Here is a 14,421-nt window from a genome sequence, read left to right on the forward strand (position 1 = left end):
CAGTTTGTGTTGAATAACTTATAAGGAGAAGTACTGTGGAAGAACTTATAATGGTTCCTGTCATCATTTTTATGTTGTTAGTTGCCCCTATTTGGTTGATTTTACATTACCGAAGTAAGCGCCAGATAACCCAAGGTTTTAGTGAAGAAGAGTACAAGCAATTATCTGAACTTTCTGAATTAGCCGATAAAATGACCGAGAGAATTAAAACGCTTGAAGCTATTTTAGATGCTGAAACACCTGACTGGAGAAGCAAGGTATGACAGACAAGCGCCGTGGTGAATTATACAGAAACTCGAGCCAAGGAAAAATTGCTGGCGTCTGTGCTGGTCTAGCTGATTACTTTGGCTGGGAAACATGGTTAGTGCGTATTCTAGTGGTTTCGGGTGTTTTACTAGGTATGGGTTGGTTTGTGGTTATTTATATTGCTGGTTGGTTTATTTTAGATAAAAAACCAGGCGCTACCGCTAAAAAACCACAACCAGCACAATCACAATATGCATCAGCTACCATGCACACAGAAGAAGAACTTTCTTCTGAGTCTATCAAGGTGAAGTCGCGTATTTGGCAATCTGGAGAGCCGCCTAAACAAGCTTTTCAGGATATTAGACATAAATTTAAATCCCTAGAAAGGGAAGTTCGAGCGATGGAGCATTATGTTACCTCACCTGAGTTTACTGTTTCTCGAGAAATCAATAAGTTGTGATCAACAAAAAATTAAAAAGCGGCTTTTGCCGCTTTTTTAGCTTGTTCGCTTAACAAATAGTTAAGCGTACGACTTGTCTTTGTGATTAAGTGTATCCATTAAATATTAATATAACTTTCAGTAAGATAATTCATGGCATTTATAAATAAAAAAAAGCTGAATAAATTAAAGCAAAAAGCGAGTGATTTATTAAATCGAACGCTCGACCAACACGTTACTTTGGCCGTTACAGGTCTCAGTCGTAGTGGCAAAACAGCCTTTATTACTTCTTTAGTCAACCAACTCGTTAATGAAAGCAATCATTCACAGCTTGGTTTTTTTAATGTTGTTCATCAAGGGCGCTTCATTGCCGCTAAACGAGTGCCTCAAAAGCATTTACACATTGGCCGTTTTGAATATGACCGAGCAATGTCAGCTTTTTCACAAAATGAACCAACATGGCCTGAGCCGACCCATGGTATTAGTGAGATGCGACTTGCTATTCGTTATAAGCCCAAAGAGTCATTGTTGAAATATGCCAGTGATACAGCAACTTTATACCTAGATATTACTGATTATCCAGGAGAGTGGTTACTTGATTTACCGATGTTAAATCAAACGTTTGAACAGTGGTCACAACAAACAACAGCATTATTGCTTACCGAACCTAGGTTTAAATCAGCAGAAAGCTTTATAGAAAAAGTGAATCAAATAGATCCCTTTGCCAAGGTCGATGAGCAAAGGTTGGCTGACTTATCAAAAGAATATACTGAGCTTTTATTACACTTTCGTCACGAACTTGGTTTGTCGGTTATTCAGCCCGGACGCTTTATTTTACCTGGAGAATTAGCAGATGCGCCCATTTTGCAATTTTTCCCTTTCACTGCTTTTGAAACAATGGATAAAAATGCTTATCAAAATGCCAGTGATGACTGTTTAATCGGTATGCTAAGAGCAAGGTTTATTGAATATAAAGAACGTGTTGTTAAAGCTTTTTATAAAGAACATTTTGTTAATTTCGATAGACAAATTGTATTAGCAGACTGTTTAACTCCGTTAAATAATGGTCCTGAGAGTTTTGCTGATTTGAAAACAGCGATGACCATGATCATGGAAAGCTTTAGCTATGGTCAAAGTAGTTTGTTTTCTCGTTTGTTTGCGCCAAAAATTGATAAGTTATTATTTGCTGCGACCAAAGCTGACCATGTTACGCCAGAGCAACACCATAACTTAGTAAAATTACTCGACCAGCTTGTTTATCAAACTAAACATCAGTTAAATTATGATGTTATTGAAATGAAAACACTGGCGCTAGCTTCTGTTAAAACGACACAAGCAGGAACGAGTCGTTACCAAGGGCAAGACATTCCTGTGCTTCGTGGCAAACGCTCTGAAAATGGAGAGCTAATTACGGTTTTTCCGGGTGCGGTGCCGAGTAAATTACCCGAACAAGATTATTGGCAGCAAGAGACTTTTAATTTTATTAGCTTTGCTCCGATGGATCCGATTGGACAACATGAATGTCTACCTCACCTGCGTATGGACCAAGTAATGCAGTTTTTACTTGGTGATAAAATGAAATGAAATGATTGTTGATGTGTTGGCCACTAAGCATAGTGCTTACCAGCCATCGATACGCATGGACCAAGTAATGCAGTTTTTACTTGGTGATAAAATGAAATGATTGTTGATGTGTTGGCCGCTAAGCATAGTGCTTACCAGCCATCGATACTCATGGATCAAGTGATGCAGTTTTTACCCGGTGATAAATAAAATGATCGACCTTGATAAATATAAGAATGAAGCAAGTAATACAATTTTGCTTGGAGATAAAATAGATGAATGAACTCGATGAAAAATATCAACAGCAAATTCTTTTTGAAAATGATGAGTTAACGACAAAGAAAAGTCATTTACCTTCAAATGGCCAACAAGTTGTTGTCGGTAATGACGATTGGCAGGCATCAGAAGATTTATCATTAATTAAGCAAGGGTATTTAAATGATGATAACCCACAGGAAAAAACTAGGCCTCGTTGGTTATGGCGGGTTGTAGGCACTGTTTTTGCTGGCGTTGTTATGGTAGAAACCTTTACATTTTTTCAACAGGGCTTTGCTCAATCTCCTATTTTAGCTGGTATGTATGGTGTTCTGCTCTTTGGTTTGTCAGTTATTGTTGGTTCAACGGCGATACGTGAGTATTCAGCATTAAGACAATTTAAACGCCAGCAAAGTACACAAGCAAAAGCAAAAGATATATTAGCAACTGACTTAGCTTCCCCTCGACATATTGACGCAAAAGCTTTATGTGAAAGCATTTCAGCAAACTTACCTTGTGATTTGATGTCTGAGCATGAAAAAAGTTGGCAGTCGTTGGTCAAAGAGGAATACAGTGATGAAGAGTTACTCCAATTATACTCCCGTGAAATACTCTCAAAAGTTGACGAGAAAGCATTAGATGAAGTCGCTAAATTTTCAACAGAAGCCGTAGTATTAGTTGCTTTAAGCCCGATTGCTCTTGTTGATATGATGCTAATGTTTTGGCGAAATTTACGGATGATTGACAAAATTGCCGGCCTTTATGGTTTAAAAATTGGCTACTGGAGTCGAATAAAATTAATTAAACAAGTTTTCGTTAACATGGCTTATGCCGGCGCGAGTGAGTTAGTCATTGATTTAGGAGCTGACTTGGTTGGTGCTGAACTATTAGGTAAATTATCTGCGCGCATGGCACAAGGACTCGGCGCGGGTATGTTAACATCACGCTTGGGTATTCAAACTATTAAGCTTTGTCGACCCATTCCTTTTGAAGAAAACACCCCTAAAATAGCTCAAGTGAGGAAAAAAATACTCAGTCAGGTAAAAAAATTATTAATAAGGTAGTTTTATTCCTTGTGAGGAATAAATAAGTTGTTTTTATCTTATTGATTTTATTTGTTATTGTTTTTGTATTTACATTTTTGTAATTTTTTCTATACGCTATTATTGTCTGGTTAAATAATAGTCAGTTAGCGTTTGGTATTTTTCCCGTCAAGCTTGTTTTATTATCAGTGAAGAACATGACTCACTCATTGGTGAGTGAATAATGATAAAAATTAAAATAAGGTAATATCATGGGGATGGCGACGAAGTATATTTCGCGAGTTGCTGATGAAAATGGTCACATTCATTGGTCAGATGAAGAAAATAGCGTTTGGCAGGAATTGATCACTCGTCAATTAAAATGTGTTGAAAACAAAGCGTGTGACGAATATAAATTAGGCTCAAAATTATTAAATTTACCACATGACCGAATTCCACAGTTGGCAGAAGTTAGTAAAGTACTTAAAGAAACAACAGGTTGGCAGTGTGAGCCAGTACCGGCATTGATTGGTTTTGGTGCGTTTTTTAAGTTGTTATCAGAAAAAAAATTCCCAGTAGCTACTTTTATTCGCAGCCGAGAAGAGTTTGATTATCTGCAAGAACCTGATATTTTTCATGAAATATTTGGCCATTGTCCTTTATTAACCAATAAGTCGTTTGCTGATTACACTGAGGCTTATGGAAAAATGGGTCTTAATGCGACTAAAGAGCAAAGAGTATTTTTAGCTCGTTTATATTGGTTTACGGTCGAGTTTGGTTTATTAGATACCCCTGAGGGTATTAAAGTTTATGGCGGTGGTATTTTGTCTTCACCGAGCGAAACCATTCACGCGACTGAAAGCGAGATTGTTGAACGTGAAAAACTTAACATACTTGACGTATTAAGAACGCCATATCGAATAGATGTTATGCAGCCTATTTATTATATGCTGAATAAAGTAAGTGATTTAGATGATTTAAGAAAGTTTGAAGTGGCTGATATTATGGAGTTGGTTGAGCAAGCACAAGCCTTAGGCTTACACCCAGCGAAGTTTCCAGCAAAAGAAATTAATAATGTGAGTTAAGGAAAAATAATGACTGAGCAATTATCTGTACAAAAATGTGAAGCATGCCAAGTTGGCGCGCCACAAGTGAGTGATGAAGAGTTACCGGTACTATTAGCACAAATACCAGACTGGATCCCTGAAGTACGTGACGGGGTTATGATGCTTGAACGTGAGTATAAATTTAAGAACTATAAATTATCATGGGCATTTGCAAATAAAGTCTCTGCATTAGCCGAAGAAGAATTCCATCATCCAGCGATTTTATTAGAGTGGGGCAAAGTAAAAATTACTTGGTGGACACATGCTATTAAAGGGCTACACCGTAATGATTTTATTTGTGCAGCAAAAACTGACAAACTTTTGTAATATTTGCTTACATTAGATAATAGCAGCCTCCTACCTCAGGGGGCTTTTTTTTGTTGTACAAATTAGTTTACAATACCTAACAGGAATACTTGGCTATTAAGGTAAGGTAAATGCGTTTAGAAATTGTTTGTTGCGATCGAGTCGGCATTGCCCGAGAAGTATTAGAAATATTTGTTGAACATGAAATCAATTTACGTGGCATCGAACTAAAGCAGCCAGGCGAAATTTTTATCAACATACCTGACTTAGAATTTAGCCAATTACAAACCTTTATGCCACGTTTACGTTTAATTGAAGGCGTGAATGATGTAAAAACAACACCTTTTATGCCCTCTGAACGTGAGCGTAATGAACTCTCCACGCTCATTAAAACTTTTCCTGATCCCTTTATATCTATTGATGCAAAAGGTGATATCCGTATTGTAAATACCGTAGCTGCCGGTATTATGGGCTGTAAAGATCATGAAATTATTGGCGATAATGTTGGCAATTGGTTAAAAGGCTTTAACTTTAATCGCTGGTTAGATGCCGATGAAGTACTTGCTCAAACGCGTCGCTTAAAGTTTCAAGATGATGACTTTGTGGCTGATATCATGCCTATCCATGTGACCGATCAAAGCGGTATCCCCGTTTTAGCGGGTGCGGTATTAATTTTAAAATCAGAAGCACGTTTAGGCCAACAAATAAGTGCCTTTAAACAAGCGAATGAAAATAATTTTGCCGGTATACAAGCAAGTAGTGGCTCGATGCGTAAAGTTATTCGTGAAGCAAAACGCATGGCACTCCTTGACTCTTCAATGCTCATTGTTGGTGAAACGGGCACGGGCAAAGAGCTGTTAGCTCATGCTTGTCACGCCGCGAGTGATCGCAGTAACAAACCTTTTATGACTTTAAGCTGTGCAGCATTACCTGATGACGATGCAGAAACAGAACTTTTTGGTGCAGGTTCAAAAGGCGAGAATAAAGCTAAGCGGGGTTTATTTGAATCAGCAGACGGTGGCACAATATTTCTAGATGAAGTGGGGGAGATGTCACCTAAATTACAAACTAAAGTACTGCGTGTTATTCAAGATGGTACTTTTCGTCGCGTCAATGACGAGGAAGAGATTAGGGTCAATGTCAGGATCATTAGCTCAACCAACTGTGACCTGCTTAGCATGGTTTCTACCGGCGATTTTAGAGAAGACCTTTACTACCGTTTAAATGTACTTGGACTAAATATACCTTCATTACGTGACCGACGTTCGGATATTATCCCTCTGGCTGAGTTTTTTATTGTAAAATTTGGTCAACGTATTGGTAAAACGATTGTAACTATGTCAGATGACTGTCGTGATTTTATCGAACATTATCCTTGGCCAGGTAATGTTCGTCAGCTCGAAAATGTATTAATTCGTGCGGTATCATTAATGGAAGGCAGTATTGTGATGACCTCTCATCTGCAATTACCTGCATATACACGTGAACATGGTTATCTAGAAAAGGAATTTGAAGGAACTTTAGATGCTGCGGTTAAAAGTTTTGAAGCTGATTTACTTAGAAAACTATACCCGGCTTATCCTAGTACTCGACAATTAGCGAAAAAATTAGGATTAAGCCATACCGCCATTGCAAATAAATTACGTGAATATGACATCAATAAAAAAACCGTTAAAATTTAAATAATTCATACAGATAACAAATAGAGATATAAAATGAAACTTTTTGGTTATTGGCGTTCGTCCGCTGCATATCGAGTAAGAATTGCTTTGCACTTGAAAAACATTGATTGTGAATCTGTACCCGTTCATTTAGTTAACAATGGCGGTGAACAGCACAGTGCAGCTTATATTGCACTTAATCCGACCCATTTAGTTCCAACGTTAATTGATGAGACAGTTGATGGCGACTTGGTATTAAATCAAAGTATGGCAATACTTGATTACCTTGATAATAAATACCCTCAACCACAGCTCTATCCCGAAAGTCTTTATGCTAAAGCACAAGTGCAAGCACTTGCCTTAGATATCGCGTGTGAAGTACACCCAGTAACAAACTTACGTGTACAACAATATCTTGTTAATACACTAGGTGCTGAAGATAGAGATAAATTAGCTTGGAGTCACCATTGGATGAGCATAGGTTTTGCTGCCTTTGAAGAAAAACTACAAAAGGTATCAGGAAAATATTGCTATGGTGATGATGTCACTATTGCTGATCTTTGCCTTGTTCCACAAGTTTACAATGCAAATCGTTTTAAAGTAGATATGTCAGCATTTCCGCTTATTAATGCCATTGTTGAGCGTTGCAACCAGTTACCCGCTTTTATAAAAGCACTACCAGAAAATCAAGACGATGCTATTTTATAATTGTTAAGTAATAATATAAAAAGATAAAAACTCAATTTCAAATAAAAGTTATTTTAGATCACGTATTCCCTTGCAACTTAGATGAAAACGAGTTGCAATGGTTATTCATCATGCATTCTTTAGATAAATTGAATATTAGGTACCTATGGAAGATCAAGCGCAAAAAGGTAAACAAACCTCCTGGGGCATTATTGCCGTTATTATTGCTATAGTGATAGCCGCCTTAGTTTGGTTATATATGTCATCGACAACCGAACAAGAAGTTGTTGAAGTGGCGCCAGTGGCTATCGTTAAAGCTGAAATTCCGCCCGAGCCTATAGTAGAGCCGATATTAACTGAAGAAGAAGTTTTTCCTTTAGTTGTGACAGAACCCGTCGTTGCTATTGAGCCTGAACCGATATTACCAACCTTAAATGAAAGTGATGTTTGGTTACAAGAAAAGCTACCAAGTTTTACCTGGCGTAAAGAACTGTTAAAGTTGGTCATTGATAAAGATATGATCCGCCGTTTTGTGGTATTCACTGATAATTTTGCACAAGGTAATATCGCTTACGCTCATAGTCCGTTAATTAAACCTAATACTAAATTTTTAGCAAATGAGGTTAGCAACGGGGCAAGTAGTGATTGGAAGTGGGATGAGTCAGCAGCGCGACGTTTTACACTTTATGTTGATTTACTGCGTTCATTTGACAGTGAAACACTGGTGCAGTCGTACTTTGAAATGAAGCCTTTGATTGATCAAGCTTATGCAGAGCTAGGCTATCCAGACGACAACTTTACTGAGGTTTTACATGATGCTATTACCAAGGTCTTGGATATGGAAATTCCAAAAGAATCATTAGACTTAGTTCGCCCCAGTGTGATGTTTCGCTTTAAAGATGAAAAAATAGAAGCCCTTGATGCTGCCGACAAACTGTTATTACGTTTAGGTAAAGAAAACCTATTGGTGATTAAATCAGTCTTATTAGAAATTAATGAACGGTTGGCACGCGAGCGTCCATAATTTTAAGCTAATTTCAAGGTGATTTTAGCTATACACCTGCTAGTGTGGTTAAAAAAACAGCGAACGATTTTATTTATATAACTAGCGCTTGCATCAAGCTAAATCTTTAGCCATAATTCGCGCCGTTGAAGTGAGAACGACAACTTTCTATGGTGACCCTTTCGGTCCCCTCGCAATGATACTCTGTGAACTCGGCCAGATCCGGAAGGAAGCAACCGCAGCAGACGACTCATGTGCCGAGGTGTGGCTGCTAGGGTTGCCACCAATCTTTTTATCAATCACTTACAATCTTTAACTACCTTGCAACTTTCAATACCAACTCTATACGACTAAAATTCCCCATTTATACATTCGAGCCTGTATTTATCGCTAGCGAAATAATTCCATCTAAAGTTCCAAGAATATCCCGTAACAAACAAGCCAAGAAAATATCAACTTACCAACAGATGATTTTACTGGCAGCAATGTTATCTAAAGGGGTTATGATACTTGTCAGCCGTTAATAAATTATTTGCTAATGTCATCACACATTTATAAATCCTACTTGTAAGCACTGAAACGCTCAAAAATGAGTGCAAAGATATAATGCAGGTGTATTTATGTCTTTATACTTTTAAGGCCATTTAAGTGGGTTAGCTGGTTTCTGATGAAGTAAAAAGCATTTAGCTAGTTAATGGCTAAAAAAATGAATATTAATCGGTATTAAAATTTTAACGGTTTAATAAAAGGGCAGGTCATCATTTAAAGGGAATGCTTAAGGGTAAAAGCAAGTGAGCATTGACTTGACCACTTGCCTTCTTAATAAATCAAAGAACAGTAGTTAAGTGTTATGAGTTTTCATAAACTCTATTGCCTTACTAATCGCAACTTTTACATTGTTTTCCATTTCAAAACGTTCTGAAGCAGGCAAGTAGAATGACATATCAACTTCATGTCTAATATAACGAGTGGGTAGTTGATTTAGCACTACACAGGTTAGGTCAGCAATAAAATCAGCTTCATATTTCTCTTCTAATTTTAGCGCGGCAAAATGTTGTACGACTAGTTTTTCATAATAGTTATGAATGTCATCAGATATTCTCATTCCAGCCCTCTTTTACGATTAAATAATAGATTAATTTATTGTTTGTTATTATTTAAGATTAATGCGAGATGAAGCAAAAAGCGAGTTATTTAACAGATATCATCGCGGTTTTTCTGAAACTTCTATTTCGCGCTCTATTTTTGAAATAGCTTGACGACATCGACCTAACCTTTGGTGAAGGGCAAGGACTTCATCCAATATTTTCTTTGCTTTGGCAGGCGTTGCGCTTTGACGAAGTTGCTCTCTTTCATTGAGCATAGCAAGTAAGCGGCGCTCAAACTCGTGGTGCTCTGCTAATTGCTGATAGAGCGCTTGACTGGATTTAAAGAGTTCTTTTGCCGCTTTCTTATAGCGCCTAGCGTTTATCGCTGTTAATCGGTATTGTGCTTCTTGATGAAGCCCTTTGTTTGATCTTATTGCATTGATTATTGATGATATTTGTTGCTCAATACCTTGTAATCTATTTTGCGATAGTTCTTTTTTTCCACTCTTTAATAACCGAGCTAATTCGATAGTTTTACCACGTACCTCATCAACATATGCGCCTATTTTATCACTATTGGTGGCAAATAAAGCTTCTGAAAAGATATCTTTATCTTTTAAAAGATAATGTGATTTAGTCTGCTGATTTTCAGTATCAATAATTTTAGCCTGCTCAGCTAGACTATCTAAAACAGCTGTAATTCTGTCGATTGCTAATTGCATATTTGACGACCTCTGACCTTGTTATTGAGTGAACCACGCATGATAAGTTAAATTTGCTGACATAGAAATAACGACGATGATGAAAACAGGACGAATAAAGCGGTTACCAAACTTTATTGCCCAATGTGCACCCACAGCAGCACCTAGCATGATAAATATACCCATCGAAATACCGATAATAAAATTAACATAACCAAAATAAATAAAGGTTAATAAACTACAAAAATTACTGACAAAATTAGTTGAACGCGCCAATCCGCAGCTCAGTAATATGTTTATTTTGTAGAGTGCACTTGAGGATGCGGTCCAAAATGCCCCGGTTCCAGGGCCGGCGAAGCCATCGTAAAATCCTAAGAGTAAACCCTGAATACTTTGGGTGATTTTTAAACGAAAAGTTAACGCAGGTAGCCCCTTTAACTCAGTGACAATGGTTTTAGAAAACAGGGTGTAAATGGCAGTGATAACGATAACAATAGGAATAAATTTTTCTAAAAAATCACCTGACAAATAGCCAACAGCAAACGTGCCCGCAACAGCACCTATCGCCGTATATAAAATAGATAAACGCCAAAATTTGGGATCAAATAGCTTTTTACGATAAAAAGTCACTGAAGCGGTTAATGAACCAAAAGTAGCGGCAAGCTTATTGGTACCTAAAGCAAGATGTGGTGGTAAACCGGCCGAGAGTAATGTTGGAACAGTTAGCATACCACCACCGCCAGCTATTGCATCAATGAGTCCTGCGATAAATCCAATGGCACATAAAGTGAACCATATTTCAAAATTAAAAGTTGAATCTATAAACATAAATAAATATAGGTAAATTAGTGCTATAGGCGAATAGTAGCACGGTTTTAATCTTTAAATATGTCAAATTACCAACCTTTTTTTTATAAATATTATCAATATTTCAATAAATAAATTTGACTTAGTACGAATGAATTAGTAAAACTAATAGGAGCAAATATATTTACAGAAAATTGTGTTTGTTTAGTCGCCTAATTTATTCAGAAAGTTACTGCAAATCACTTATGATTTTTTTAACTTAATGTTTATTTTTTGTAACGAAACCAGCAAATTTATGTAATTTGCTGGTAATTAGCAGCCTTTTTTATGTACCTAGTTGACAGCAACGCTGTCGTCTGGGAGTATTGCATTGTTTTATTCTAGAGAAATAAAAACTTAAAATGGCAGATTATTAAATTTGCGTTAACATCTCCATGTTATCCACATTCAATAGCAATTGGTTGGGAACTATGTCCAAATTTAGCAACAAGAAAAGCCTTATCGCTTCGACGATAATTGGCGCACTAGCATTAACAGCAAGCAACTTCGCTTCTGCAGATGCATTATCAGAACTACAAAAAGCAGAAGCTAGCACTTTTCAAGCTTCTAAAAAATCACAACAAAAAATCAATAGTATTTATGAACAAACTATTGAGCTTTTAGGTGAATATCGTTTAACTGTTGATGAAGCTGAAACTTTATCTCAATACAATGATCACATTCAATTGATGGTTAATGACCAACTTGCGAATATCAAATCTTTAGAAGATCAGATCGCTGGTATTGACAAAACTAAACAAGGTATCGTTCCTCTTATGTATAAGATGATTGATACGTTAGACAAGTTTGTAGCGTTAGATATTCCTGTGAATATTGAAAACCGTAAAGAGCGCGTTGCTAACTTACGTGACGTGCTAGGCGCTTCTGATATTTCGGTATCTGAACAGTTTCGTTTAGTACTTGAAGCTTACGAAATTGAAGCAAACTACGGTACTGTTTTTGCAGCTTACCAAGGTGAGCTTGATTTAGGCGACCGTACAATTACTGCTGACTTCGTTCATATGGGCCGTGTAGCTCTAGTTGCTCAATCACTAGACATGAAAAATGTTTGGGTTTGGAACAATGAAACACGCGGTTGGGAAGCATTAGGCGATGAATACTTAAAGCCTACTAAAGATGCAATCGCTATGGCGCGTAACCAATTACCAAAAGATTTAACTAAATTACCAGTATTTGCAGCGGGAGCGAAATAATGAGAAAAATTATTAATTTTGTAATGCTTGCTGCGTCAATGACTGTAGCAACTTCAGCCGTAGCTAATGACTTGGATGATTTATTAAAGCAAGTTAAAAACGATCGAATTTCTGAAGGCAAGCTTGATAAAGCGCGCGAAGCAGAGTTCACTTCAGCTCGTGCAGACAAGCAAGCACTTTTGAATAAAGCTAAGAAAGAATTAGCTAATCAAAATACACGTAACGACCGTTTAACTAAAGAATATGCTGCTAACGATATTACTATCGCGCAACGTTCAGTTGAATTAGACAACGCTAAAGGTACTCTTGGCGAAATGTTTGGTGTTACTCGTGCTGCTGCCGCTGATGCTTACGGTCAAATCGTAACATCAATTGTAAGTGCTGAATTTCCTGGACGTGGCGCAACATTAGATGTTATTGCCAACTCTAAGAAAATACCTGAACTTGAGCAACTTGAAGAGTTATGGATTGCTTTACAAACTGAAATGACTCAATCGGGTAAAATTTCACAGTTTAGCGCTGAAGTAACAAGCTTAGATGGTTCAACCTCTACGCAAACTGTTACACGTATTGGTACTTTTAACTTAGTATCTGCTGACGGTTTCTTAAACTACAATGATGAAGTTGGTCAAATTCAACCTTTGGCTAAACAGCCAGCGGGTTATATTTCTAGCACAGCTTCTGATTTCTTTGGTGAAACTTCTGGCTATCATCCTCTATACGTAGATCCTTCACGTGGCGGTATCTTAGCCCTTGAAACTCGTAAGAAAGTTCTTATGGAGTTCTACCATGAAGGTGGCACTGTTGGTTATGCAATCACAGTATTACTTGTTATTGGTTTCTTAATTGCTTTAGAGCGTATGATTTTCTTAACGACTATTAGCTCTCGCATCAAGACTCAAGAAAAGAATATTGAACAGCCTAATGATAACAATCCACTAGGACGTTTAATCAAGGTTTATCACGAAAACAAAAATGTTGACGCTGAAACACTTGAACTTAAACTTGATGAAGCTATTTTACGCGAAACACCGAAAATCGATCGCGGTATCAACTTAATCAAAATGTTTGCTGCTATTGCACCATTAATGGGTCTATTAGGTACAGTAATCGGTATGATTATGACTTTCCAAACGATTACATTGTTTGGTACAGGCGACCCGAAAATAATGGCTGGTGATATCTCTCTTGCACTTGTAACAACTGCATTAGGTCTAATTTGTGCATTACCACTTATCTTAATCCACAGCGTTGTTGCGGGTAAAAGTAAGTCAGTATTGCAAAAGCTTGACGAGCAAAGCGCAGGATTAATTGCTGCCATTGCTGAGAAGGAGTCTAAATAATGTTATTCCTGATAGAGCTTTGGGAATCTGTCAGGAGTTTTATTGCGACAGGTGGTAACGTATTATATGTTGTTGCCTTCGCTCTCTTACTGATGTGGGTAATGATGATTGAACGCTACTGGTTCTTATCAAGAATTTATCCTGCAATGAAAGACGATATCGTCAATCGTTGGGATGCACGCCAAGATACTACATCTTGGTATGCCCATCGGATTAGAGATACTTGGATCTCCGAAGCGACAGAATTACTAGAGCAACGTATGCTCACAATTAGAACCTTAGTGGCAATGTGTCCACTGATTGGATTGCTAGGTACAGTCACCGGTATGATTGGTGTGTTTGAGACAATGGCTCAACAAGGTACAGGTAATCCGCGTCTGATGGCTGCTGGTATATCAATGGCTACTATCCCGACAATGGCGGGAATGGTTGCTGCGTTATCAGGAGTGTTTTTCAGTACAAGGTTAGACGCTAAAGTTAAACTAGCAAAGGCTAAACTGATTGACAGTTTACCTCATCACTAGAGAGATATTCGAATGGCACGTAAACGTATTCGTGAAGACGAAGAAGCAGTAATTGATATGACACCGATGCTAGACATCGTATTTATCATGCTGATCTTCTTCATAGTAACCACTTCATTTGTAAAAGAAGCTGGTATTGAAGTTAACAAACCTAAAGCCGCTAACCAAAGTAAGCAAAAATCAGCTAACATCTTTATTGCTGTTAGAGAAAATGGCGAAATTTGGTTAGATAAACGTCGCGTTGATGTCGAACGTGTTGCTGCTAACATTGAAAAATTATTAGCAGAGCAACCAACTGATGTTGTTATCATTCAAGCAGACAAAGATGCAAAACATGGCATAGTTGTTAAAGTGATGGATGCGATTAAAGATGCAGGTATAGATAGAATTTCTATTGCTGCAGCGAAGGGGTAGTCT

General features: G+C 37.5%; 16 protein-coding genes and 1 other RNA gene. 14 read left to right on the forward strand and 3 right to left on the reverse strand.

What is annotated here, in order from left to right:
- Nucleotides 1-50: 50 nt before the first annotated feature.
- The 10 genes from pspB (at nucleotide 51) to ffs (ending at nucleotide 8,565) form a co-directional block, all read left to right on the forward strand.
- On the forward strand, nucleotides 51-263 hold the full coding sequence (gene pspB, locus H4J57_RS13165; protein ID WP_182214984.1) for an envelope stress response membrane protein PspB: 213 nt from the start codon (nucleotides 51-53) through the stop codon (nucleotides 261-263).
- Nucleotides 260-706 carry an envelope stress response membrane protein PspC gene (pspC, locus tag H4J57_RS13170; protein WP_182214948.1) on the forward strand — a complete coding sequence of 149 codons (447 nt, stop codon included), beginning with the start codon at nucleotides 260-262 and terminating at the stop codon, nucleotides 704-706. The genes pspB and pspC overlap by 4 nt, the downstream gene beginning before the upstream one ends.
- 132 nt (nucleotides 707-838) lie before the next feature.
- Nucleotides 839-2,269, forward strand: coding sequence for a YcjX family protein (locus tag H4J57_RS13175; RefSeq protein WP_182214950.1), 1,431 nt, complete (start codon nucleotides 839-841; stop codon nucleotides 2,267-2,269).
- A 254-nt stretch (nucleotides 2,270-2,523) separates the two neighbouring features.
- Nucleotides 2,524-3,567 carry a YcjF family protein gene (locus H4J57_RS13180; protein WP_182243260.1) on the forward strand — a complete coding sequence of 348 codons (1,044 nt, stop codon included), beginning with the start codon at nucleotides 2,524-2,526 and terminating at the stop codon, nucleotides 3,565-3,567.
- A 230-nt stretch (nucleotides 3,568-3,797) separates the two neighbouring features.
- On the forward strand, nucleotides 3,798-4,610 hold the full coding sequence (gene phhA, locus H4J57_RS13185; protein WP_182214954.1) for a phenylalanine 4-monooxygenase: 813 nt from the start codon (nucleotides 3,798-3,800) through the stop codon (nucleotides 4,608-4,610).
- Nucleotides 4,611-4,619: 9 nt separating this feature from the next.
- On the forward strand, nucleotides 4,620-4,958 hold the full coding sequence (locus H4J57_RS13190) for a 4a-hydroxytetrahydrobiopterin dehydratase (protein WP_146799733.1): 339 nt from the start codon (nucleotides 4,620-4,622) through the stop codon (nucleotides 4,956-4,958).
- Between the two features lie 110 nt (nucleotides 4,959-5,068).
- On the forward strand, nucleotides 5,069-6,619 hold the full coding sequence (gene tyrR, locus H4J57_RS13195; protein WP_182218000.1) for a transcriptional regulator TyrR: 1,551 nt from the start codon (nucleotides 5,069-5,071) through the stop codon (nucleotides 6,617-6,619).
- 33 nt (nucleotides 6,620-6,652) lie between these two features.
- Nucleotides 6,653-7,306, forward strand: a complete 654-nt coding sequence (gene maiA, locus H4J57_RS13200) for a maleylacetoacetate isomerase (protein WP_182230114.1) — start codon at nucleotides 6,653-6,655, stop codon at nucleotides 7,304-7,306.
- A gap of 145 nt (nucleotides 7,307-7,451) precedes the next feature.
- Nucleotides 7,452-8,309: a DUF3014 domain-containing protein gene (locus tag H4J57_RS13205; protein ID WP_182217997.1), complete on the forward strand. Its 858-nt coding sequence runs from the start codon at nucleotides 7,452-7,454 to the stop codon at nucleotides 8,307-8,309.
- 159 nt (nucleotides 8,310-8,468) lie between these two features.
- An RNA gene (gene ffs / locus H4J57_RS13210) (signal recognition particle sRNA small type) lies at nucleotides 8,469-8,565 on the forward strand.
- A gap of 564 nt (nucleotides 8,566-9,129) precedes the next feature.
- Here the strand turns inward: ffs and H4J57_RS13215 are convergent.
- The 3 genes from H4J57_RS13215 to H4J57_RS13225 all read right to left on the reverse strand — a co-directional run bounded on the left by H4J57_RS13215 (nucleotide 9,130) and on the right by H4J57_RS13225 (nucleotide 10,905).
- Nucleotides 9,130-9,393, reverse strand: coding sequence for a late competence development ComFB family protein (locus H4J57_RS13215; protein ID WP_070374088.1), 264 nt, complete (start codon nucleotides 9,391-9,393; stop codon nucleotides 9,130-9,132).
- Nucleotides 9,394-9,492: 99 nt separating this feature from the next.
- Nucleotides 9,493-10,098, reverse strand: coding sequence for a primosomal replication protein PriC (priC, locus tag H4J57_RS13220; protein ID WP_182217995.1), 606 nt, complete (start codon nucleotides 10,096-10,098; stop codon nucleotides 9,493-9,495).
- A gap of 21 nt (nucleotides 10,099-10,119) precedes the next feature.
- A complete protein-coding gene (locus H4J57_RS13225) occupies nucleotides 10,120-10,905 on the reverse strand; it encodes a TSUP family transporter (RefSeq protein WP_182217993.1) in 786 nt (261 codons plus the stop codon).
- A 449-nt stretch (nucleotides 10,906-11,354) separates the two neighbouring features.
- On the opposite strand from H4J57_RS13225, the gene H4J57_RS13230 reads away from it, so the two are divergent.
- The 4 genes from H4J57_RS13230 to H4J57_RS13245 are packed head-to-tail and all read left to right on the forward strand — an operon-like array spanning nucleotide 11,355 to nucleotide 14,418.
- A complete protein-coding gene (locus H4J57_RS13230) occupies nucleotides 11,355-12,137 on the forward strand; it encodes a DUF3450 domain-containing protein (protein ID WP_070374085.1) in 783 nt (260 codons plus the stop codon).
- Nucleotides 12,137-13,480: a MotA/TolQ/ExbB proton channel family protein gene (locus H4J57_RS13235; protein WP_070374084.1), complete on the forward strand. Its 1,344-nt coding sequence runs from the start codon at nucleotides 12,137-12,139 to the stop codon at nucleotides 13,478-13,480. The genes H4J57_RS13230 and H4J57_RS13235 overlap by 1 nt, the downstream gene beginning before the upstream one ends.
- Entirely contained in the window at nucleotides 13,480-14,004 is a 525-nt protein-coding gene (locus tag H4J57_RS13240; RefSeq protein ID WP_146798594.1) for a MotA/TolQ/ExbB proton channel family protein, read from the forward strand. Before H4J57_RS13235 ends, H4J57_RS13240 begins: the two co-directional genes overlap by 1 nt.
- A gap of 12 nt (nucleotides 14,005-14,016) precedes the next feature.
- Nucleotides 14,017-14,418, forward strand: coding sequence for a biopolymer transporter ExbD (locus H4J57_RS13245; protein WP_070374082.1), 402 nt, complete (start codon nucleotides 14,017-14,019; stop codon nucleotides 14,416-14,418).
- Nucleotides 14,419-14,421 lie beyond the last annotated feature (3 nt).

Source organism: Colwellia sp. BRX8-7, from assembly GCF_014077275.1.
Taxonomy (GTDB): Bacteria; Pseudomonadota; Gammaproteobacteria; order Enterobacterales; family Alteromonadaceae; genus Colwellia_A.